The sequence below is a fragment of the Microbulbifer maximicatervae (SeqCode) genome (assembly GCF_056231245.1).
Genome location: NZ_CP174334.1, coordinates 4,282,233 through 4,305,000, shown reverse-complemented (window position 1 = coordinate 4,305,000; position 22,768 = coordinate 4,282,233). Strand labels below are relative to the sequence as shown.

General features: G+C 49.6%; 15 protein-coding genes and 2 rRNA genes (1 of these 17 running past the window's edge). 3 read left to right on the top strand and 14 right to left on the bottom strand.

All coding sequences use genetic code 11. The features are described 5' to 3' along the window. Together ACJJIS_RS18815 and rrf are read left to right on the top strand one after the other, a co-directional pair. Positions 1–2,775, top strand: a 23S ribosomal RNA gene (locus ACJJIS_RS18815) (it extends 107 nt beyond the left edge of the window). A gap of 203 nt (positions 2,776–2,978) precedes the next feature. Further along, positions 2,979–3,094 (top strand): 5S ribosomal RNA (gene rrf / locus ACJJIS_RS18810). Between the two features lie 790 nt (positions 3,095–3,884). Here rrf and ACJJIS_RS18805 read toward each other — a convergent pair. The 5 genes from ACJJIS_RS18805 to ACJJIS_RS18785 form a co-directional block, all read right to left on the bottom strand. Beyond that, positions 3,885–5,294, bottom strand: a complete 1,410-nt coding sequence (locus tag ACJJIS_RS18805; RefSeq protein WP_444906451.1) for a M20/M25/M40 family metallo-hydrolase — start codon at positions 5,292–5,294, stop codon at positions 3,885–3,887. A 30-nt stretch (positions 5,295–5,324) separates the two neighbouring features. After that, positions 5,325–5,675 (bottom strand): hypothetical protein, encoded by a 351-nt coding sequence (locus ACJJIS_RS18800; protein WP_282934336.1) that lies wholly within the window; start codon positions 5,673–5,675, stop codon positions 5,325–5,327. A gap of 4 nt (positions 5,676–5,679) precedes the next feature. After that, entirely contained in the window at positions 5,680–6,447 is a 768-nt protein-coding gene (locus ACJJIS_RS18795) for a TSUP family transporter (protein WP_475708803.1), read from the bottom strand. A gap of 11 nt (positions 6,448–6,458) precedes the next feature. After that, the gene (locus tag ACJJIS_RS18790; RefSeq protein ID WP_444906448.1) at positions 6,459–7,076 is read right to left on the bottom strand and encodes a 1-acyl-sn-glycerol-3-phosphate acyltransferase; all 618 of its coding nucleotides are present in this window, start codon (positions 7,074–7,076) and stop codon (positions 6,459–6,461) included. Between the two features lie 63 nt (positions 7,077–7,139). Further along, the gene (locus tag ACJJIS_RS18785) at positions 7,140–8,723 is read right to left on the bottom strand and encodes a peptide chain release factor 3 (protein ID WP_444959307.1); all 1,584 of its coding nucleotides are present in this window, start codon (positions 8,721–8,723) and stop codon (positions 7,140–7,142) included. Positions 8,724–9,000: 277 nt separating this feature from the next. Between ACJJIS_RS18785 and ACJJIS_RS18780 the strand changes: the two genes are divergently transcribed. Further along, the gene (locus tag ACJJIS_RS18780; protein ID WP_475708802.1) at positions 9,001–10,767 is read left to right on the top strand and encodes an aminopeptidase P family protein; all 1,767 of its coding nucleotides are present in this window, start codon (positions 9,001–9,003) and stop codon (positions 10,765–10,767) included. A gap of 34 nt (positions 10,768–10,801) precedes the next feature. Here the strand turns inward: ACJJIS_RS18780 and ACJJIS_RS18775 are convergent, their stop codons facing one another. The 9 genes from ACJJIS_RS18775 to ACJJIS_RS18735 all read right to left on the bottom strand — a co-directional run bounded on the left by ACJJIS_RS18775 (position 10,802) and on the right by ACJJIS_RS18735 (position 22,668). Then, complete coding sequence (locus tag ACJJIS_RS18775; RefSeq protein ID WP_444895235.1) at positions 10,802–11,476, bottom strand: response regulator; 675 nt, start codon at positions 11,474–11,476, stop codon at positions 10,802–10,804. A gap of 6 nt (positions 11,477–11,482) precedes the next feature. Next, positions 11,483–12,931: an ATP-binding protein gene (locus tag ACJJIS_RS18770; protein ID WP_475708801.1), complete on the bottom strand. Its 1,449-nt coding sequence runs from the start codon at positions 12,929–12,931 to the stop codon at positions 11,483–11,485. 534 nt (positions 12,932–13,465) lie between these two features. Then, complete coding sequence (locus ACJJIS_RS18765; protein WP_475708800.1) at positions 13,466–13,987, bottom strand: hypothetical protein; 522 nt, start codon at positions 13,985–13,987, stop codon at positions 13,466–13,468. A gap of 245 nt (positions 13,988–14,232) precedes the next feature. Beyond that, complete coding sequence (locus ACJJIS_RS18760; protein ID WP_475708799.1) at positions 14,233–15,531, bottom strand: YHYH protein; 1,299 nt, start codon at positions 15,529–15,531, stop codon at positions 14,233–14,235. Positions 15,532–15,814: 283 nt separating this feature from the next. Beyond that, positions 15,815–16,357 carry a hypothetical protein gene (locus ACJJIS_RS18755; RefSeq protein ID WP_444895231.1) on the bottom strand — a complete coding sequence of 181 codons (543 nt, stop codon included), beginning with the start codon at positions 16,355–16,357 and terminating at the stop codon, positions 15,815–15,817. 30 nt (positions 16,358–16,387) lie between these two features. Then, positions 16,388–17,935, bottom strand: a complete 1,548-nt coding sequence (locus ACJJIS_RS18750) for a YHYH protein (protein ID WP_444934851.1) — start codon at positions 17,933–17,935, stop codon at positions 16,388–16,390. Positions 17,936–17,965: 30 nt separating this feature from the next. Beyond that, positions 17,966–19,330, bottom strand: a complete 1,365-nt coding sequence (locus ACJJIS_RS18745; protein ID WP_444895229.1) for a YHYH protein — start codon at positions 19,328–19,330, stop codon at positions 17,966–17,968. A 441-nt stretch (positions 19,331–19,771) separates the two neighbouring features. Beyond that, positions 19,772–21,082 (bottom strand): YHYH protein, encoded by a 1,311-nt coding sequence (locus ACJJIS_RS18740; protein WP_475708798.1) that lies wholly within the window; start codon positions 21,080–21,082, stop codon positions 19,772–19,774. Positions 21,083–21,285: 203 nt separating this feature from the next. Next, a complete protein-coding gene (locus tag ACJJIS_RS18735; protein WP_475708797.1) occupies positions 21,286–22,668 on the bottom strand; it encodes an MATE family efflux transporter in 1,383 nt (460 codons plus the stop codon). Between the last annotated feature and the right edge of the window lie 100 nt (positions 22,669–22,768).

Here is a 22,768-nt window from a genome sequence, read left to right as displayed (position 1 = left end):
AGAATGTCCGAATGGGGAAACCCACTCCTTTTAGGAGTATCCATAACTGAATACATAGGTTATGGAGGCGAACCCGGGGAACTGAAACATCTAAGTACCCGGAGGAAAAGAAATCAACCGAGATTCCCTTAGTAGCGGCGAGCGAACGGGGATTAGCCCTTAAGCTCTTTATGTTTTAGTGGAAGGTTCTGGAAAGTACCGCGATACAGGGTGATAGCCCCGTACACGAAAAGGCATTTAGAGTGAAATCGAGTAGGTCGGGACACGTGTTATCTTGACTGAATATGGGGGGACCATCCTCCAAGGCTAAATACTCCCAGCTGACCGATAGTGAACCAGTACCGTGAGGGAAAGGCGAAAAGAACCCCGGAGAGGGGAGTGAAATAGAACCTGAAACCGTATACGTACAAGCAGTAGGAGCCCTTCGGGGTGACTGCGTACCTTTTGTATAATGGGTCAGCGACTTATTGTCTGTAGCAAGGTTAACCGCTTAGGGGAGCCGTAGAGAAATCGAGTCTTAATAGGGCGTTTAGTTGCAGGCAATAGACCCGAAACCCGGCGATCTATCCATGGGCAGGTTGAAGGTTGAGTAACATCAACTGGAGGACCGAACCCACTAATGTTGAAAAATTAGGGGATGACCTGTGGATCGGAGTGAAAGGCTAATCAAGCCGGGAGATAGCTGGTTCTCCTCGAAAGCTATTTAGGTAGCGCCTCGCGTCTCACCCTCGGGGGTAGAGCACTGTTTGGGCTAGGGGGTCATCCCGACTTACCAACCCCATGCAAACTCCGAATACCGAGGAGTGCAATCGCGGGAGACACACGGCGGGTGCTAACGTCCGTCGTGGAAAGGGAAACAACCCAGACCGCCAGCTAAGGTCCCAAATATCAGTTAAGTGGGAAACGATGTGGGAAGGCCCAGACAGCTAGGAGGTTGGCTTAGAAGCAGCCATCCTTTAAAGAAAGCGTAATAGCTCACTAGTCGAGTCGGCCTGCGCGGAAGATATACCGGGGCTCAAACTGATAACCGAAGCTGCGGATGCTCTTAGGAGCATGGTAGAGGAGCGTTGTGTAAGCCGTTGAAGGTGGATCGGGAGGTCTGCTGGAGGTATCACAAGTGCGAATGCTGACATGAGTAACGATAAGGGAGGTGAAAAACCTCCCCGCCGGAAGACCAAGGGTTCCTGTCCAACGCTAATCGGGACAGGGTTAGTCGACCCCTAAGGCGAGGGCGAAAGCCGTAGTCGATGGGAAACAGGTTAATATTCCTGTACTCGCTATTACTGCGATGGAGTGACGGAGAAGGCTAGGCCAGCATGGCGATTGGTTGTCCATGTTTAAGGTTGTAGGCTGGGGACTTAGGCAAATCCGGGTCCCTAAGGCTGAGAACTGATGACGAAGCCCACTTAGTGGGTGAAGTGGTTGATGCCCTGCTTCCAGGAAAAACTTCTAAGCTTCAGGTAATAGTGAATCGTACTCTAAACCGACACAGGTGGTCAGGTAGAGAATACCAAGGCGCTTGAGAGAACTCTGGTGAAGGAACTAGGCAAAATGGTACCGTAACTTCGGGAGAAGGTACGCCGGTTTTGGTGATGGGACTTGCTCCCTAAGCTGAGGCCGGTCGAAGTGACCAGGTGGCTGCGACTGTTTATTAAAAACATAGCACTCTGCAAACTCGTAAGAGGACGTATAGGGTGTGACGCCTGCCCGGTGCCGGAAGGTTAATTGATGGGGTTAGCTTCGGCGAAGCTCTTGATCGAAGCCCCGGTAAACGGCGGCCGTAACTATAACGGTCCTAAGGTAGCGAAATTCCTTGTCGGGTAAGTTCCGACCTGCACGAATGGCGTAACGATGGCCACGCTGTCTCCACCAGAGACTCAGTGAAATTGAAATCGCTGTTAAGATGCAGTGTACCCGCGGCTAGACGGAAAGACCCCGTGAACCTTTACTACAGCTTTGCACTGAACTTTGAGCCTATTTGTGTAGGATAGGTGGGAGGCTTTGAAGCAATGACGCTAGTTGTTGTGGAGCCGTCCTTGAAATACCACCCTGGTATGTTTGAGGTTCTAACTCTGGTCCGTTATCCGGATCGAGGACAGTGTATGGTGGGTAGTTTGACTGGGGCGGTCTCCTCCCAAAGAGTAACGGAGGAGTACGAAGGTGCACTCAGCATGGTCGGAAATCATGCAATGAGCATAATGGTATAAGTGCGCTTGACTGCGAGACAGACATGTCGAGCAGGTACGAAAGTAGGTCATAGTGATCCGGTGGTTCTGTATGGAAGGGCCATCGCTCAACGGATAAAAGGTACTCCGGGGATAACAGGCTGATACCGCCCAAGAGTTCACATCGACGGCGGTGTTTGGCACCTCGATGTCGGCTCATCACATCCTGGGGCTGAAGCCGGTCCCAAGGGTATGGCTGTTCGCCATTTAAAGTGGTACGCGAGCTGGGTTTAGAACGTCGTGAGACAGTTCGGTCCCTATCTGCCGTGGGCGTTGGAGATTTGAGAAGAGTTGCTCCTAGTACGAGAGGACCGGAGTGAACGAACCTCTGGTGTTCCGGTTGTCACGCCAGTGGCATTGCCGGGTAGCTATGTTCGGACGGGATAACCGCTGAAAGCATCTAAGCGGGAAGCCTCCTTCAAGATAAGATCTCCCTGAGGCCTTGAGCCTCCTGAAGGGCCGTGGAAGACTACCACGTTGATAGGCTGGGTGTGGAAGCGTTGTGAGGCGTTGAGCTAACCAGTACTAATTGCCCGTGCGGCTTGACCATACAACAGAGATGGTTACTAACGACTAGCTAAGCTAGCGGATTGTGAGTTAGAGACATACGATCGCTTGCGGTGTATTACTACAGATTGTTTTACCGACTTATTTGGGGTTATCGCCGGTCAATAACATGACCGAGGCAAACAGCGATAACGCGGCAGGCCAAGCACATTGCTTATAAGACCAACGCCAACCCAAGCCAGTTTGCCTGACGACAATAGAGTTGTGGAACCACCTGATCCCTTGCCGAACTCAGAAGTGAAACGCAACATCGCCGATGGTAGTGTGGGGCTTCCCCATGTGAGAGTAGGTCATCGTCAGGCTTCTAATCCGAAAGGGCCACCCAACAGGGTGGCCCTTTTTTTATGGCTAAAAATATTTTAAAGAAGCAAAAAACAAAAATAAAAAAACTAAGAAAGGGAAAGCAGGAATTACTAAGTCGAAATTAAATAGAAAAAATAAAATAGTTCTGAAGAACTTTAATACTCAACTTTCTATTTAAAAAATCAGTCAGTAATTAAAAAAAGAAAAACCTAAAACTACCTGAGCACCTTAAACAGACGCTCTCCTAAAAAGCCTATAAAAATAGGTCTTTACCGATCTTCTCTCCAAATGCCTTTACACTCACTCAAAAAATAATCAAACAAAAATAACTCGCGTAAAACTCAGAAAAGTACCCATACCACTCCCGCCAAAAATTAAATTTAGCCGGTAAAAATATCGGTGATTTTTTAGTCTCTGCAGTAATCCCTTGTAACACGGGGCCTGCAGCCTGTTTATTAAAGTTATACACAACTCTATCCAGACTTTCTGTTAGTAACACCTGGCTGTGGAAATCCGCGCAAAAAGTGCTGCTTTTTTACCCGCCTTCAATAGAGCCAAGCAACCACGGGGCTGGCCGGGGATATCCCGGAGTTATACACAACTCTATCCATGGTTTCTGTTGGTAACAAAGGCGCCATAAAACGGACATCAGTTATTAACAGTGTTATGAGCGATAAATCTGTGGATTACTGCGGCTGATTGGTACGCCAGTATTCGAGAGAAGAAAAATTTGGGGATAAAAAAAGCCCCACCAGGTGGGGCTTTAAAAATATCGTCTGTATCTTTTATTTATTCAGAGGCAGTAGGAACTCGGCCCAAGTCTCCTTCCATTTCTGTGGTCAGGAAAGACATTACAACCCAGGCCGCTACATTCTGGCGAAGATTCTCAGGGTCGACTTTATCCAGGGTATCGTTGGGTGTGTGGTGATAATCGAAGTAGTCGGTGCCGTCCTGGTATAGACCAAAGGCTGGCACACCGCGCGCAACAAACACACTGCTATCTGGGCCACCGTAAGATTCATTATTTCCGCGCTCAATACCCAGGGGGGCGAGGAGTTGCATCATTTGATCTGCAATATCAAATTTGCTCTCAGGGAGACGGGTATCGAAACGCCAGACTTTCCCTGCTCCAAAGTCTGATTCGGAGACGGCAATAATATTGTCCAGTTCTTTTACGTGTGCCTCAACATACTGCTTAGCACCTACCAATCCGATTTCCTCTGCACCAAACAGCACGACTCGCAAGGTACGACGGGGGCGCTGTGGCAGCTCAGCAATTAGACGTGCAGTTTCCATAACAATGGCAACCCCAGCTCCGTCGTCCAAGGCCCCGGTGCCTTCATCCCAGGAATCCAGGTGCGCACCGATAATCATGACTTCTTCAGGTTGCTCACGGCCAGTAATCTCACCGATGACATTAAAAGAGGGGCCGTCACTCAGTCGCTCAGTTTCAACATCAAGTTTTACCTGGACTGGCTTGCCGCGTTGGAGCATAGCCTCGAGCAGGTTTGCATCAGGAGCGGAAAGTGCGAGTGCAGGAACTGGGTTTTCCACATCATCAACCGACATCATACCGGTGTGGGCAAATCGGTCTGAGTCGGTTCCTACGGAGCGCAACAGCATGGCAGCAGCCCCTTTTTCAGCGGCAGCGCGCATTCCCAACTTGCGGCCTTGCGCCGCAGGGCCGTAGCCTTCTCCCGTGCGCGCTCTCTCCATACGCTTATTGATAAAAGCAATTTTGCCTTTCACTTGGCTGGCTGGGGCCTTCAACAGGGCCTGCACATCGGGAAACTCGATAATTTCCGCTGTTAACCCTCCCGCAGGGGTGGCGGCGCCATAGCCGAGGGAGGAGACAACTAGTGGCTGGGGGAAAGGGGATATGACTTCGGCGTGAGCATGGCCACGAATCCAGCGGGGTACCTCAATTTGCTCGGTATAGACGCGATCAAAGCCAAATGCCTTCATTTTGTCTTGTGCCCAGGCAACGGCTCTTTCATCGCCCTCAGTGCCTGTCCGTCGTGGTCCAACCTCGACGGTCAAAGACTCTACAATACTGTAGGCGTCGGAGCTTTCCAGTGCCCGGTCACGTAATACTTCCGCCACAGATACATCTTCCTGTGACAGAGGGGCTGCCTGGGCTATTCCCAGTGCCATGGTAGTGATCAGTCCCCCGGTAAGGGAAAGCAGTGGTTTCAACATCGGTCTATCCTTTGTTAATACTCTTCAGTCTTAAGCTTTTGGCTCGTTATTTGATGAGGCCGCGATCAGTTGCTCGCGAATTTCACGTAACTTGCGCAGGCCTTTTTCTGTAAATAAGTAGGGCGGTTCGCCTGTATATTCGCTGTCTTCAATATTGAGGCAACGTTGTCGCATCTCTTCAAGCTTTGGGTCGTGTCGCATTGGGCAGGCGAGGAGTGCTCGCCATTCAGTATCGCTGGCTTGCCCGGTGATTACATCTTCAAGGCCCTTAACAAAACTGCCTCGGTCCATTCGAAATCTGGGTCTGCGCAGGTGCATAAGAACCCAAACCACAATAACAAAGGCAATGAAAGAAAGAATAAGCGTTGCCAGCCAGGTCACGATATCAATCCTCCACTAATAGTTTTATTGCCACAGCAATGGTGGCAATAATGATTACCGGTTTGATAATACTGGCACCTCTTGCAATCACGAGGTTGGAGCCAATACGAGCTCCTACAACCTGGGCAAAAGACATAGCGATAGCGAGCAATAGAAAAATATGGCCTCCAGCGATAAAAATTAGCATAGAGGTCACATTGGTAGCGAGCACAATAGGTTTTGTTGATGCCGTAGCCGCACGCATATTGTAGCCGAGTAGCGCTGCGAAGGCGGCTGCAGAGATAGACCCCATCCCAGGGCCAAAGAAGCCCCCGTAAAAGCCGAGCCCACCGCCAACAACTAGATTAAAAGTAACGTTACTGATTCTGGGTTTTGAGTCAATGTCGGAAATGCGGGGGGACAGAATAAAGTAGAGGGCAATAGCAATGAGCAGGATGGGAAGTAAGGTATTGAGACCAGCCTCCCCAAATGAAGCGACTGTTAAGGTGCCTAGGCAGGAACCGATAATTGCAGCAAGTAGTCCTGGCCAGAGGGGGCGTAAATTCAACTGGCCTTTTTGCAGGAAGTTAATGGTGGATGATAGGGTGCCAAAGACGCTTTGAAACTTATTGGTACCGAGAGCATCGAGTGGGGGAATGCCGGCCCAGAGTAAAGCGGGGAGGGTGATTATTCCCCCTCCCCCGGCGATCGCACTGACAAAGCCTGCGGTAAAGGCGATTACTGTCAGTATCAGGTAGGTATAAGTAGAAAGCTCACTACTTAACTGTATCACGAGTGGACTGGTTACCCCTTTTCAAGAGTACTTTCATTATCGTGGTAATACCCCTGATACTTGCTAAAGCGCTTTTGGATCTCTGCCATATCCTGTTCCAGATCACCGATAGGCTGGTACAGGGAGTCAATGCAAATACGCTTATTGGGAAAGTCCCAGGCAACAAGCAAAATAGGAACTTGAGCGGTATAGGAAATCCTTAAAAAACCGTTCTTCCAGCGCCCTACTTTTTTGCGGGTCCCCTCGGGAGTAATCCCCACCCACATTTTTTCATTTTCCCGGTAACTCGATGCAACTTGTAGAGCGATATTACCTGCGGCGCGCCTATCGGTAGGAACACCTCCAAGCCACATAAATAGTCCTTTAAACGGGAAGAAAAAAGCTTCCTTTTTCATGAGCCAGGAAATTTTAATACCCAATGCCATAATAAATGGCATGGCAACCACAAAATCCCAATTGGATGTGTGGGGAGCCAAAGCTACCATGACTTTTCTTTCTGGAGGGATTTCCCCATCCATTCGCCAGCCGAGCACCTTGATTATCAACTTGCCAATAGCTTTGGTGATGCGATTGCCCAGCCGAGGTACTTCATTGGGTACTTCAGTAGGTATTTCTACAAACTGACTCATTATTTGCCTCTTTCTTACTGCTGTCACACTAAGGTTTCAACAAAGGTACTTAGCCTTGCTGCTTTAGTGTTCCCGCGTGGCATAAAAGCGAACTTCCGGATAGCGCTCTTCAGCCAATTGTAAATTAACGCGCGTCGGTGCCAGGTAGGTCAGGTGTCCGCTGCCATCGAGTGCCAGGTTGGTACTGGCCTTGCGCTTGAAATTCTCTAGTTCTTTGGCACTTTCACTATCTACCCAGCGCGCAGTGTTCACGTTGACGTTTTCGTAGATGGCTTCAACTTTGTATTCGTCTTTTAATCGGTAAGCGACTACTTCGAACTGTAGTACACCAACTGCGCCCACGATAATGTCGTTGTTATCCAGCGGGAAAAATACCTGGGTGGACCCCTCTTCAGAAAGCTGCTGAAGCCCTTTTTGTAATTGCTTTAATTTGAGAGGGTCTTTTAAACGTATGCGACGGAACAGCTCCGGGGCGAAATTGGGAATGCCGGTAAATTTCAGTGCTTCGCCTTCGGTAAAGGTATCGCCGATCTGGATAGTACCGTGGTTGTGCAAACCAATAATATCGCCGGCAATGGCCTCTTCTACGTGGGTTCGGTCGCCAGCCATAAATGTCACCGCATCGGCAATTTTTACATCCTTGCCAATGCGCACATGCTTCATTTTCATACCGCGATTGTAGGTGCCGGAGCAGACACGCATAAAGGCAATTCTATCGCGGTGTTTGGGGTCCATATTCGCTTGGATCTTAAAAACAAAGCCGGAGAATTTATCTTCGCTGGGCTCTACTTTTCTCTCTTTGGTTTCCCGGGATTGGGGTGAGGGCGCCCATTCAACGAAACCATCGAGCATTTCCCTTACGCCAAAGTTACCCAAGGCCGTACCGAAAAATACCGGGGTCAGTTCACCGGCAAGATAAGCTTCCTGGTTAAACTCATGAGTGGCTCCACGAACCAATTCAATCTCTTCCCGAATATCCTCTGCGTACTCGCCAAGTAGTGCGTCAGCCTCAGCGGAGTCCAGACCCTTAATTTGAATATCATCGGGAATTCTGTGGCCCTGACCCTGGGAGAATACATGGATGGTATCGGTATAGAGGTTATAGACCCCCTTGAAACCTTTTCCTGAACTCAAAGGCCAATTGATAGGGGCAGCCTGGATATTCAGAACTTCTTCAATCTCATCCATTACCTCGATTGGGTCGCGAATATCCCGGTCGAGTTTGTTGATAAATGAGAGAATCGGCGTTGTTCGCAAGCGGCACACATTCATCAACTTGATGGTGCGGTCTTCCACACCTTTGGCCCCGTCAATCACCATCAGTGCGGAGTCGACGGCGGTGAGTACCCGGTAGGTATCTTCAGAGAAGTCTTCGTGCCCCGGTGTATCCAGTAGGTTTACAGTCCTCTCTTTGTAGGGGAACTGCATAACGGAAGAGGTAACAGAAATACCGCGTTCCTGTTCCATCGTCATCCAATCAGAGCGTGCGTGGGGACCTTTTTTCCCCTTAACGGAGCCCGCTTGCTGGATTGCATTCCCGAACAAAAGAAGCTTTTCGGTCACGGTTGTTTTACCGGCGTCCGGGTGGGAAATAATGGCGAAGGTGCGGCGGCCGGCAAAGCCTGCCAGGGAAGAACTTTGACCCATACTTTAAGATTCGATCACTGGATATTCGAAAAAAATAGGGGCGTATTATACACGCAGGCGTTGCTCCGAGGGTGGGGTATACTGCGAAATTAGACTTGTCAGTTTACCAGCTCGGCGAATGGGGTCATGTCAATGGGCTGAGTTGCCAGCGGGACTGGCACACCTGGACAATTTGCTCAAATCCATTTGGATTAACGCTGTACTCTGCTGTGGCCAACAGTCATCGAGGGGCTTTTAGCGGTGCAGTGGCAAACTCAGTTATTGAAGGGGAGAGGTTATGAGCCGAGAGCGTTTACAGGCATTGCGGGAAGAGTTGCAGCGGCAGAGTGTCGATGCTTTCTTGATACCCCGGGCTGATGAGTACCAAAATGAAAGTGTGCCTGCGGCAGATGAGCGACTGCCCTGGCTGACTGGTTTCACTGGTTCCGCAGGAATGGCTGCGGTAGGCAGTCGAGAAGCGGCATTATTTGTTGATGGTCGCTATACCTTGCAGGCGCAGCAACAACTTGGTGATCAACCCATTGAGTTAATGAGCTTCAGTCAAGTCGCGATCATTGAGTGGCTGTGTAGTCAGCTGGATGCCGGTCAGTCTCTGGGGTATGACCCGCGACTGCACACGGAGCCGGGATTGGCCTTGATCAAGAAGCGATTGGCCGAAAGGGATATCCAACTACAGCCGATGGAACAGAGCCCGATTGATGCCATCTGGAATGACCGCCCCGCATCTCCCTGTGGGCCTGCACGCCCACACCCCTTCATCTTTACTGGTGAGCATTCCAAAGAGAAACGGCAGAGGATTGCCCGACGTCTCGCAGAAAAACGAGCCGATGCTTTATGGCTACCAAATCCTGAAAGCTGTGCTTGGCTTTTTAATATCCGTGGAGAGGATATTCCGCACTTACCAGTGGCCTTGGCCAATGCAGTCCTTTATCGGGATGGCAGTGCAACTCTTTATTTGGGGGAGGACGCTGTAGGGGATGCGTTGATCGAGCACTTGGATAAAGATGTAAGTCTAGTCGTGGCCAAAGGGGAATTATTTGAAAATATTAAGCGCCGCCACGTCAATAAAATATGGATAGATCCCCTGATTAGCAACAGTTGGACTTTACAGCAATTGCGGGCACTGGATATTGAACTAATGCTGGAAGGTGACCCGGTCACAGAAGCCAAGGCCTGTAAGAATGCGATTGAACTGGCAGGCAGCCAGGCTGCACACGAAAGGGATGGTGCTGCGGTGTGTGAATTCCTGGCGGAAATACCTGAACAGGTTGCCACAGGCCATTTTGACGAATTGTCCGCAGTAAAGCTTTTACGAAGTAAAAGGGAGGCTCGCGAAGGCTTTCAGGGCAACAGTTTTGAGACAATTTCCGGCTATGGTCCGAATGGGGCCATTGTGCACTATCGGGTGAGCCCTGAATCCAGTTTGGCTATAAAGCCAGAAGGGGTATATCTGTGCGATTCTGGAGGCCAATATCCAGATGGCACCACTGATATTACCCGAACTGTTGCTCTGGGTGAGTTCCCGCCTTCGGCAAAAGAAAATTTTACCCGGGTTTTAAAGGGACATATTGCAATTGCGACTTTGCGATTCCCCAGGGGGACTTGTGGAGAGCAAATTGATGCGCTTGCACGCCGTTCGCTGTGGGAGGTAGGGCTGGATTATGCCCATGGTACCGGTCACGGTGTTGGTAGTTTCTTAAGTGTTCACGAGGGGCCACAGCGGATAGGTAAGGCTGTAACAGGTGTTGCTCTTCAGCCGGGGATGATCGTTTCCAACGAACCGGGGTTTTATCTCACTGGGCAGTACGGCATCCGTATTGAAAATTTGGTGTTTGTGAAAAAGAGCGAAAATTATCCAGATTTTCTAGAATTTGAAGAACTTACGTTAGCTCCGATCGATCGTAATTTGATTGACGTGGCACTACTCACTGAGACTGAACGGGAATGGCTGAATCGCTACCACCAGAGGGTGCGAGATGTGATTACCCCGCTGGTTACTGAAAAAACTGCTGAATGGTTAAAATTGGCTACTGAAGCTTTGTAGTGTGAATCTGGGGGCTGCGTGCCCCCAGGCATAATTAATTTATCTCAAACTTATAGCCAGCACCGTAGACAGAGTGAATTAACTCTTTTTCAGGCATAAGCACTGATATTTTCTTGCGCACTTTTTTGATGTGGCTATCAATAGTTCGGTCGCTGATTACGCGGTAGTCGGAATAGATACGGTCCATGATTTGTTCGCGGGAAAAAATTCGACCGGGCTCACTGTAAAGTAGGTCAAATAGGTGGAACTCCAGCGCAGTAAGGTTGGCGTCTTTACCTCCGATTCGCAGTTGCCCGGTATTTCTATCTAGTTCGATGCCACCATTTCCGACTTCGCCCTTTTGTGGTCGACGGCGCAGCACCGCTTTCACCCGTGCGACGAGTTCCCTGGGGCTGTAGGGTTTACAAACATAGTCGTCGGCACCGGATTCCAGGCCGCGCAAACGATCGGGTTCCTCAATTTGCGCAGTCATTATAATAATTGGAACGTCGTTGCCTTTTTGGCGAATCTCTTCGCAAATCTCCATCCCATGCCGCCCAGGTAGCATCAGGTCGAGAAGGATCAAATCCGGTTTCATAGTTTCCACTTTGGGGACAACCTGATTACCATCAGAAATGATCTCGGCTTGATAGTCGGCGGCATGAAGATAATCCAGTAGTAGGTGCGCAAGTTCGGTTTCATCTTCGACTATTAATATTTTGGCGCTCATAACTTCCTACCATTTAATCCTTTGGCTTAGGGGTAAAAAAATACTTATTTCAAGGCCGCCCATAGTGGACGGAGTTGCAGAAATGCTACCCTCGTGTGCTGTAACAATATTTTGGCAAATTGACAGCCCCAAACCCGCACCGCCGGTTTCCCGGCTGCGTGAACTATCTGCCCTATACAGGCGCTCGAACAGGTGTGGTATATCAGCACTGGCAACACCGGGGGCGGAGTCGGCGAAAGTGATAATGGCTGTTCGGGCTTCACAGCGCGCAGTTACTTTGAGTTGTCCCCCACTATCGGTGTAGCGCAGGCTGTTGGTTAACAGGTTGCTAAATAACTGATTGAGGCGTGCTTCATCTGCGTAGACTAACTTATCTTCCGATAGTTGGAGGTCGCTGCCCAAGCGAATACCTTTCTGGTCGAATGGAATTTCAAAGTCTTCGATAACACTTCGTAGGATATTTTCCAGGGAGATGTCGGACTTGCAGTAACTTAGTGCCCCCGCGTCGGAGAGAGACAACTCATAGAGATCATCTATCAGGCGGCTCAATTGTTGAATTTTGCTGTGCAGTATAAGCAGGTTCTCTGGTGTGGCTGATCTGATACCGTCTTGAATGGCTTCAATCTGCCCTTTTAATACTGCGAGAGGTGTGCGCAGCTCATGCGAAATATCTGCCATCCATCGGTTTCGGGCATGTTCGTTTGCTTCCAGCGTTGCGGCGAGCCGATTAAAGTCAGCACTTAATTGGCCCAGCTCATCTCGCTGCTCTATATCAATACGGGTTTTGAAGTTGCCGGATGTAAGATGGGATGTCGCTTCGGTCAGCTTACGGATGGGCCTTACCAGCTGCCAGGCAAGGGGGATGGCAATGGCCAGTGCCAGAATGAAGGTGGCAACAGAGATAAGAGCGAAAGTCCGCGATTGCTCTTTAACAAACCCTACGGCCAAATCATCATCTAACACGGGTAGTGGATTGATAGCCAGGTAACCAACGGTTTCACCGTCCACAACCAGAGGCTGCATTACCATGTTCTCAGATCCTGAATAACGACCTATCAGAGGTCTTTTCTCTTTGTTCAACAGGACCAGGCGGGCATTAAGCGACTTGCCCACTGCGTGTTCAGGTGGGGGCTCAGGCGGGCGGCGGGGGCCCCTCGTACCCGGAGGTGGACGATGTGGGGGTGGCATATCCTCAAAGTGACTGGACATCACGCGTCTGTGGAGTCTTTGCCAGCGCCTGCTATTGCCGTCGATAGATTGCCAGCTCCCTTCGCTGGCGTAGATTTCTTGTAACTCATCTACCAAATCGCCGACCTCGCGAAGCTCCTGAGACTGGATATAGGTCATAAAGCCATGCTTAAAGCTCCACTGAAAGAATACGAACATTCCGCCAACAGTAATTGCTGTAGTCAATAAGAAAGCGAGGCTTAGTTTATAGCGAATATTTAACGACATAGCCGGTAGCTTGGATTTCAGTAGCCTGTGTTCACAGTGAGCTCAGGTGCATTTTACTCTGTTTCCACTGAGGAAACGCGGCTCAGAAGATCAAGCCTACACTTACTGTAAATATCAGAGCAATCTTTTAACACTCCGAGAGTCTCACGATAAGAGCCCGAGCTAAGGAGCCTCTGAATAACTCCGTAATACCTCTGCGGGTCTTGAAGTCTGCAGATGTTAGGCGCAGCTCGCCGAGAATGGCCGTAGCCCTTTGCAAGAGCTGCAACGCAGCAGATGCGGCCTTCAAGGCCCGCCCTTCGGGGCTTGCAGAGCGATTCACACTCCGCGTTGCGACTTCTTGAAAGATCTAGACATTCCTGCGAAGCCGCGCCTTGATTGTGAACCGCTCTGCATGCCAGAGGCATCACGGAGTTATTCAGAGGCTCCCTAAGTGCCAATATACTTAGCTTGGTTATCCAAAGCTGTTCTTGGGGCCTCCATGCCCTGAGTCGGTAGGAGAGATTGAGTCCTTACTGGTAGTTACTTCTATTATTATCCCGGTTTGCCTGTGCTTACTCCCGACTTTATTGGAGATGTAGAAAAACGATGCAATATCAGATCGGGCTTATCGAGCCGGATAAATAGAGTTGCAAGAATTCTCTTCCCTCCCCGGCTCCAGGTACTGTGGTCATGGGCATTAAGAGTGACAGTAATTTGGTTGAAGCCCGATTTAAACAGCTTGTCGGGAAGGTGTAAGTCTGGACCATAGATTCGCTGTATTTTCTTACCATTGATATAGAGATGGGCATGACCTTCCAGATATTGCTTTGAGGCATCATTGGCGTGGCGAGGGGATTCTAATTCGAACCGGTCGTAGTCTATATGTAGGTTATATCCGGACATTTTATCGCGACTAATGTCCAGTTCGATGCGCGGTGCAGCATTGTGTAAAGGGATCTCGACTACTGGGTGTTGGTCGCCGTTATGGCTCGTGTGTGAGTTTGGCTGTGCTGTAGCAAGGTTGTTCATTCCCCAGATAAAAGACCCGATAAGAACGGCTCGAAGAATTTTCATTATTGTCTCACTCCCAGGTTTGGCGATGGGGCAACAAACTTCATTCAAACTGCTGTTGCTGTGAATACTTCTGGTTACCAGTGCTTTTAGTCTATCGGGTGCTATTGCTCCAGTTACTTCCATTACCTGGGGTGTGGGTCCCCGTAAAAACAAGGGACCGCAAAGCTTACACTTACTGCGACTCCAGGGAGATTTCCGGCGTATTAGGAAAGTGGCTTGGCCTTCAATGTTAGTGCACCGCTGAACTACTGTGTTGAGCACTCATTGACAATAGTTTGATCATCTAGCTTGCCGTAAAAGCGGGGGCCAAAAGTATATGGGAAGGCGGGGACAAGCTCACCATCATCATCGACAGTGACAGTCAGGTGGTAATGGTATCCCCTTTCGTCATCTGAGTGACCGTTATGCTGGTCCAAATATACTCCGCCTTCATTAGTCAGGTCTTCGTCCCAGTAATAGTCCTCGTAGAAAAAGCCCGCTGCTGTAGTGAACTCATTGCCTGACAGGGAGGTATAAGAGCCACTTGTCGTGGGGCCGGTATTCGATGTTGTTTCGACTCCTTGGGAGAGGTCGTATTCATCCACCAAGAGACAGCTTCTCTCGCCTGCTACGCCGCAACCGCTCTCGGAGCTGGGGTCGTCATAATCTCGTACAGCCCAGCTGCTTTCTGCGAGTTCTCCTTCACTCTGCCAGGGGCCATAGATTGCGTAGCCATCGGCGGTATAGCCGTAGATAGGGGAGTGGTCGTAACCTATATCGCCAACAAGATCGGCTAGGCAATCGCTATAAAAGTGATGGTGGTAATCTCCGTTTGCGGCGTGTCCACCACAGATATCCACATCGTAGACCTCAGCAACCGGTGCCAGGGTTTGCCAGGTGCCATCCACTGATTGACCATCACCCCAATCATAAATAGAGACGCCATTTACCCAGTAGCCCTGTACGCCGAGCCCCGTTGCGCACTCCTCCGTTGCGGGCTCGGGTTCGACAGGGATGTATCCGACATGAGAGACATTCTCTGGGCAAACGAGCCCTGGTGGCCAAAATCCATAGCCGGCATCTACATCACAGGTGCCAATACCCGTATAGCCAATATCTTGCCCAAAGCTGACAATATCTCCAACGCTGACAGTGGGGCTGCCGGTTTCGAAATCAGAGGAGGCTAATGGACGTTCAAGTAGTTCGTCTAGAATACTTTGAGTAATTTCAATCTCGTAGTCGGGAACACCGGTTGCTGAGACAACGGTGTATTCCCGGCCATCTACGGTTTCTGATGCTACGCTCTGGACGTTGACCAGAACCTGCTCATTGCTGTTACTTTCATAAATGTAAGGCGCGCGTTCGTCATCAGTATTCATAATCCAGACACCAGAATCAGTGCTGGAATCTGACTCTTCAGAGGAGGTCTCAGAAGAGTCATCGCCATCCTCATCTGAGGAAGAGCCACTATCGCATCCCTGAAGAACTCCGAGAGATATTATCAACGCTAGTGTATAAGAGAGTGTAGGCTGGCCATTCCGGTCAAAAATTTTAATTATTTTCATATCACACCGTGGCATATGGAGGAGTTGCTCCCCGAACCTAGCGCACAAAAGTGAATGAAATGTGGATGGCCTGCTAGCTACATTTTATATCCTCTTTATCGCCTTAATTTTTTTCAGATTTGTGCACTGCGTTCAAAAGCGATACTCCGTGAGTCAGGCAAAAATATCTTATTGCTTTATTGTAAATAGCCTAAGTAGCCTTTAATTAGTGGGCCGGCTATTAATTAAATATTTTTTTGGGTATTAGCTCCAATTCTTTCTTTGAAAAATTCCAGGTCTTAATCTAATTATCAGGTCGGCTGACTTTGGCTATTTGTTTGTTGCCCCCGATAGGTGATGTTGAAAAGCGGTGTAATACAAGCTCTTTCTTATCGAGGTGCACAAATAAGGTTGCCAGTATTCGCTTTCCACCGCGGCTCCAGGTGCTGTGGTCGTGTGCATTGAGAGTTACGGTGACTTGGTTAAAACCGGGTTTTAGTAATTTTCCGGGAATATGTAAATCCGAGCCGTAAAGACGTTGGATTTTTTCCCCATTGATGTAAAGGTGGGCGTGCCCCTCCAGAAACTGCTCAGAATCGTCATTGGCAAAGCGAGGGGATTCCAGCTCAAACCGATCGTAGTCAATATGTAGATTATAGCCGGACATATCGTCGCGGCTCATGTCCAGTTCGATTCTGGGAGCGGCAACATGCAGAGGTATCTCTATCACCGGATGCTGATCGCCATTGTGGCCCGCGTGAGGATTTGGCTGTGCCGCATACGCGGTCATAGAGGCTGAAACAATCCAGGCCAAAGACCCAGCGATAAAGAACCTGTGCATTTTCATTTAACTCTTACTCCCAAGCTTGAATATGAGTTAGCGGCCAACGGTGGTTGAGCAGCGATTGACGATAGTTTGGTCATCCAGCTTGCCGGCAAAGCGCGGGCCGAAGGTAAATGGGAAAGCTGGAATTAGTTGGCCATTGTTATCCTGCGTCACTGTCAGGTGGTAGTGATAACCTCTTTCACTGTCAGTGTGTCCATTGTATTGATCCAAGTATTCGCCACCTCGCGCTGTCAGGCTTTCATCCCAGTAATAATCCTCGTAGAAAAAACCTGCCGGAGTTTCAAATTCGTTTCCAGATTGAGAGGTGTAGCTACCGCTGGTAGTGGGGCCGGTGTTATTTGTATTGGATACGCCGCGATCAATATCATATTCATCGACTAGCAGACAGCTGCGTTGCCCGGCAACGCCACAGCCGGTGTCTGAACGGGGATCGTCGTAATCTCGTATTGCCCAGCTGCTTTTAGCTAGCACACCTGTGCTTTCCCATGGACCGTAAATTGCGTAGCCATCGGCGGTATAACCGTAGATAGGGGAGTGGCCATCGGCGGTGTCCCCGGCAATTTCAGCCAGGCAATTACTGTAAAAGTGATGGTGGTAATCGCCGTTAGCTGCATGGCCGCCACAGATATCTACGTCATAGACTTCTGCCATGGGAGCCAGGGTATGCCAAGTGTTATTTACTGACTGCCCGTCACTCCACTGGTAAATTGAGGTTCCATTTACCCAGTAACCCTGTACACCGAGCCCAGTTTCACAGCTGTCAGTGGATGCCTCAGGCTCAGCAGGAATATAGCCTACATGGTCGACGTTTTCGGGGCACACGGGACCTGGGGGCCAGAAGCCATAACCGGCTTCTGAGCCGCAGCTGGAATTACTGCGATAGCCGATATCCTGGCCGAAGCTAACAATCTCACCAGTTTGTACCAAGGGGTAGCCATTGACGAAGTCTGTAGAGGCTTTTGGACGGCTGATGAGTGCGTCTAGTATTTCCTGGGTTATTTCAATCTGGTAGTCCGGGATACCGGTAGCAGATACGCGGGTATATTCTTTTCCGGCAACGGTTACAGATTCAACACTTTGCACATTAACCAGAACCTGCTGATTACTGTTACTTTCGTAAATATAGGGGGCGCGTTCGTTAGTTGAATTGATAATCCAGGTAGTACCGGAGCTCTCTGTTACCGAGCTTTCCTCGTTACCTGAAATGGTCGAATTATCTGAGGAGCCGGAATTCTCTTCGTTAACGTCCGAAGAAGTGTCCTCGTTATTATTCGATGTATTGCTTGTTTCGTCGGTAGTTGTTTCTGTTGGATTATCTATCGTAGTATCTGTTGGACTTTCCTCTTCAACTGTATTGCTGCTTGAGTCGGTGGAGGAATCTGCAGTGTTATTTCTAGTGTTTTCTGAATTTATCGAGTTGTTGTTTTGCCAGTTTCTTCCATTGCTATTGCGAACAGGTACTTCCCTAACCGAACGTTGATCGTTGTTATGCCCAGAGTTGGGATTAGGTTGAGCCACAACACTGGCTGCAGTTAGCCAGGCTAATGAGCCGGCAAGAAAGTACCCGTTAATTTTCACGAGAAGGTTACCTCAATTTATCTTTATTGGTTACCGCCCCACGGTTGTTGAGCATCGGCTGACAACAGTTTGGTCATCCAATTTTCCGTAAAAGCGCGGTCCAAAAGTGAAGGGAAAGGCGGGGATTAATTGTCCATCGCTATCGACAGTGACGGTAAGATGATAATGGTATCCTCGCTCATCATCCGAATGGCCATTGTACTGATCTAAATAGACTCCACCTTGAGCTGTAAGTTCTTCGTCCCAATAATAATCTTCGTAGAAAAAACCAGCAGCTGTTTCAAATTCATTTCCGGAGGCGGAGGTATATGAATCACTTGTAGTTGGGCCAGTATTAGAAGTAGTTTCCACGCCTTGGGAAATATCATATTCATCGATTAATAAGCAGCTGCGCTCGCCGGCGACACCACAGCCACTTTCGGATGAGGCATCATCGTAATCTCGAACAGCCCAACTACTTTCCGCTAATTCACCCTCACTTTCCCAAGGGCCATAAATTGCATAGCCGTCGGCGGTGTAGCCATAAATTGGAGAGTGGTCGTCACCAATATCGCCGACCATCTCTGCGAGGCATTCACTGTAAAAATGGTGGTGATAATCACCGTTTGCTGCGTGACCACCGCAAATATCAACGTCGTAGACTTCAGCTAGGGGGGCGAGTGTATGCCATGTATTATCAACACTCATCCCGTCACTCCATTGATAAATAGAGGTTCCATTTACCCAGTAGCCCTGTACCCCTAAACCAGTTTCACAACTGTCAGTTGCAGGTTCAGGTTCAACGGGAAAATAGCCAACATGGGAAACATTTTCAGGACAGACAGGCCCCGGTGGCCAAAAGCCATAACCAGCTTCTGCACCACAGGACGAATTACTTTTATATCCAATGTCCTGCCCAAAACTGACAATATCGCCAACGCTGACATAGGGGCTGCCGGTTAAAAAGTCAGAGGATGCTTTTGGACGTTCCAGGAGTGCATCGAGAACAGTTTGCGTAATTTCGATAGTGTAATTTGGAATGCCGGTTGCTGATACAACAGTGTATTCTTTACCGTCGACAGTTTCAGATTCAACACTCTGAACATTTACTAGTACTTGTTCATTGCTGTTACTTTCATAGATATAGGGTGCGCGCTCATCATCAGTATTTAGAATCCAAACCCCGCTATCGGTGCTCGAGTCTGAGCTGTCACTATCATCTGATGAATCGTCATCGTCATTATCGTCACCGGAATCTGAGCCGCTGTCACTAGTATCTTCAGATGACGAATCTGAATCAGATGAAGAGCTGCCGCCTCCACCGCATGCTTGGAGTACGCCTGAAAGCAATACCAGAGATATTACATAAGGCAAAATGGACTTTCGGTCCGTGTCAAAAATTTCCGTTAATTTCATAGCACACCGTGAACTAGATGGGGGTTAGCCCAGAAATTAGCGGATAAAAGTGGAGAAAATGTGGATAAATATTAACCTAATTTGCAAAGGGTTAAATTGGCTCTCTATTTCTGCTTAGTTTGTGCGTAAGTTCAAAAGGATGGCTTTTCTTTCGGAATCAACAGTTAAAAAGTTATTTGCTGAAAAATTACTTACCTCGTTAATGACTTTCTTTGTATTTAATTTAAATAAAATATTATTCTTGCGATATTTTTTTGACTAAAAGGTCTAGTAGTTGGTTGGCTGTATCTAGTGAAGCCAGCTACTGAAAGCAGAGGCCTGGATTCTGAGACTGTATTTGGGAGAGTCGCCAGTCTGGAAGCTTTAACCGGTTCCAGGCTGGCGTGGGGCTTTATCAATGATTTATAGGTGATATAGGTAAGCTGTTTTCTGCTGGCCTAGCTACATGGGCGGTGGGCCAGGGGGAAAACCTCCGCCGACTTCATCGGAGCAAACGTTCACAATTGTCTGGTCATCAAGTTTGCCGTAAAAGCGGGGCCCAAAGGTATAGGGAAATGATGGTGTCAGCTGCCCTTCATCATTCAGCTCTACCGTTAGGTGGTAGTGATAACCACGCTCGCTGTCACTGTGCCCATTGTATTGATCCAGATAAGCGCCCTCCTGACTGGTCAAATTGGAGTCCCAGTAATAGTCTTCGTAAAAAAAACCGCTGGTGGTTTGAAAAAGATTGCCTGATAGGGACGTAAAAGTATCGCTGGTACTGGGGCCGGATTGGGCAAGTGTATTTGTGCCCTGTGATAAATCGTATTCATCTACCAGTAAACAACTGCGCTCACCGGCAATCCTGCAGCCGCTGGTAGAGTCGGCATCGTCATAGTCTCTAGTGACCCAGCTACTTACTACAAGTACACCACCGGCCTCCCAAGGGCCATAAATGGGATAGCCATCAGCGGTAAACCCATAGACGGGGGAGTGGCTATCTCCAGTGTCTCCAACCAAGTCGGCCAGGCAATCGCTGTAGAAGTGGTGGTGATAGTCTCCCCGAGCAGCGTGTCCACCACAGATATCAACATCGTACATCTCAGCGACCGGTGCCAGAGTATGCCAGGTACCATTCACGGACTGTCCATCGCTCCACTGGTAGATAGAGGTGCCGTTGACCCAATAGCCCTGTGGTCCGAGTCCACTTTCACAAGCTTCTTCTGAGACCTCTGGCTCAGTTGGAAAATAGCTGTTGTGGGAAACATTTTCTGGGCAGACAGGGCCCGGCGGCCAGAATCCAAAACCCGCTTCGGCGTAGCAGGTATGTGGATTGCTGCTAAAGCCGATATCCTGACCAAAACTCACGATATCGCCAATTTGTACCGTGGGGCTGCCGTAGACAAAGTCGGTGCTCGCTTTGGGGCGATTGATTAGCTCGTCGTAGATAGCAGTGGTGATTTCAATTTCATAATCCGGGATGCCAGATGCTGTGACTTGAGTGTATTCCCTGCCGTCGAAAGTGACGGTTTCGATGCTTTGTACATTGACCAGGACCTGCTCATTACTATTGCTTTCGTAGATGTAAGGCGCCCGTTCATCGTCGGTATTTAGCACCCATGGGCTGCTGTCATCGCCAGTATCGTCATCTGATGGGGGTGGATCTGAATCGTCATTGTCGCACCCTGTTAAAGGTGCACAGACCAGAAGTATTGTCAGTGCGCTGATTAATAGGGTGCGGGTTTGAAGGGGGGAAATCTCCTGAAGCCTCATCGAATCACCATCCATGTTTCGCAGTAAGAGAAGAAGGCGGGCTATGCTGCTGTCTGCCGGGGTTTGGAGGAATTTGAAGTTATCGGCAAAAATGGCAAGTAATGTGTACGCTGCCTGTTAAGGCACTGATTTCCTTGTGTTGTGTTTTGGGGGGTGGTGGATAGATATGGGCCGAATCAGGAGTGATTCGGCCCATAGATTGATCAGTTGGTTGACAGCTCGGGGCTGGATGTTGTCTCTGCTGTGCGCTGGTGCGTATCGCGGCGCAGCCACCACCAGGAAACAAAGCCTAGAATCAGGTTGGATGCTGCTGTAGCGACAAACAGGCCGGTCATGCCCCACAGGCTGTTTCCAATCCAGGCCAGGGGTAGGTATAGGCCCAGTACCCGCAGGAAAGAAATGACAGTTGCAGGCAGCGGTTTCCCGAGTCCATTGAATGCGGCATTGGCAGACATCACAAAGCCGTACCCGGCATAGCTGAGAGGTACCAGGGTCAGGTAGGCAACAGCGACGGCGAGAACTTCAGTGGAATCACTGAACAGACTTACGATAGGTTCTGCAACAAAGTAGAGAAGCACCGCCAGTCCCGCTCCAAATAACAGGCAGAATCTTGCCAATACGCTCACGGTTTCCCGTAGGCGGTCGGTCTTTTCCGCCCCGGCATTCTGTCCCATAAAGGGGCCGACCACAGAGGAAAGCGCGTAAAACACAATGAGTGCCAGGGGTTCTACTCGGAGTGCGACTCCCAGGCCCGCGACGGCGTCTTCGCCGTGCACGGCAACGAGTGCAACGACAACACCCCCCGATACGGGAATAATGACATTGGTGAGTACAGCCGGAAGCCCGACAGCCAACACTTTGCGCCAGGATTCGAGTAGGCCGCTCAGCCGCCATTGCGGGGCTGTCATCAGGTGTTCTTTTTTGATGATGAAGTAGAGTGCAGCAATAAAGGTCAGGGCGCGCACGATAATCGTAGCGATAGCTGCTCCCTGGAGCTCAAGTCGGGGAAAGCCGAAAAGCCCAAAAATCAAAATGGGGTCGAGAATCAGGTTCAGCAGGGCTACCGCCACCATGATACGGCCGGTTACCGCGCTGTTACCAATGGCGCGAAGAGCGGCGAGCGCGACGGTCGGGACAATGACAAAGATGGTTCCCAGATACCAGGGGATCATGTAATCGGCAATAAGTGGAAGCATATCGGGGCCGGCGCCCAGCAGCTCAAATAGAGGGCGCATGGTGGCCAGGCCGACTGCAGTAATCACAATAGCAATCAGCAGTGCCAGTACAGATGCGTCAGTTACCAGGCGGCGAACGTTTTTTATATCTCCAGCGCCGTAAACCCGGGCCACAGCCGAAGAAGTACCTGCGCCGAGACCGATGGCAAAGCTGTTTATGGCCATCACTACCGGGAAGGTGAAACTCATCGCCGCCAGGGGGCCATCGCCCAGCTGGGAGACAAAATAGGTATCGGCGATATTAAAGGACATGGCGGCGAGAATTCCCCAGACCATGGGTAGTGCCAGTCTCTGTAAGTGACTGGAAACTGAACCTTCCAGCAGTGATGGGCTGCTTTTTGATAGAGACATGTATAACTCTTGTCAATCCAACGAGGGGGTTGGGAAGTCGGGAATAGTGTTACAGAGCAGGAGTGGCTGCCTGCCGTTCAAGGCCTTGTCGGTAAGGCGG

Excerpts from the sequence above, each read along its gene's own strand:
- ACJJIS_RS18745 (WP_444895229.1), bottom strand. The coding sequence starts at position 19,330 with ATGAAATTAACGGAAATTTTTGACACGGACCGAAAGTCCATTTTGCCT.
- ACJJIS_RS18805 (WP_444906451.1), bottom strand. The coding sequence starts at position 5,294 with ATGTTGAAACCACTGCTTTCCCTTACCGGGGGACTGATCACTACCATG.
- ACJJIS_RS18740 (WP_475708798.1), bottom strand. The coding sequence starts at position 21,082 with ATGAGGCTTCAGGAGATTTCCCCCCTTCAAACCCGCACCCTATTAATC.
- ACJJIS_RS18790 (WP_444906448.1), bottom strand. The coding sequence starts at position 7,076 with ATGAGTCAGTTTGTAGAAATACCTACTGAAGTACCCAATGAAGTACCT.
- ACJJIS_RS18785 (WP_444959307.1), bottom strand. The coding sequence starts at position 8,723 with ATGGGTCAAAGTTCTTCCCTGGCAGGCTTTGCCGGCCGCCGCACCTTC.
- ACJJIS_RS18780 (WP_475708802.1), top strand. The coding sequence starts at position 9,001 with ATGAGCCGAGAGCGTTTACAGGCATTGCGGGAAGAGTTGCAGCGGCAG.
- ACJJIS_RS18765 (WP_475708800.1), bottom strand. The coding sequence starts at position 13,987 with ATGAAAATTCTTCGAGCCGTTCTTATCGGGTCTTTTATCTGGGGAATG.
- ACJJIS_RS18770 (WP_475708801.1), bottom strand. The coding sequence starts at position 12,931 with ATGTCGTTAAATATTCGCTATAAACTAAGCCTCGCTTTCTTATTGACT.
- ACJJIS_RS18755 (WP_444895231.1), bottom strand. The coding sequence starts at position 16,357 with ATGAAAATGCACAGGTTCTTTATCGCTGGGTCTTTGGCCTGGATTGTT.
- ACJJIS_RS18760 (WP_475708799.1), bottom strand. The coding sequence starts at position 15,531 with ATGAAAATAATTAAAATTTTTGACCGGAATGGCCAGCCTACACTCTCT.
- ACJJIS_RS18735 (WP_475708797.1), bottom strand. The coding sequence starts at position 22,668 with ATGTCTCTATCAAAAAGCAGCCCATCACTGCTGGAAGGTTCAGTTTCC.
- ACJJIS_RS18775 (WP_444895235.1), bottom strand. The coding sequence starts at position 11,476 with ATGAGCGCCAAAATATTAATAGTCGAAGATGAAACCGAACTTGCGCAC.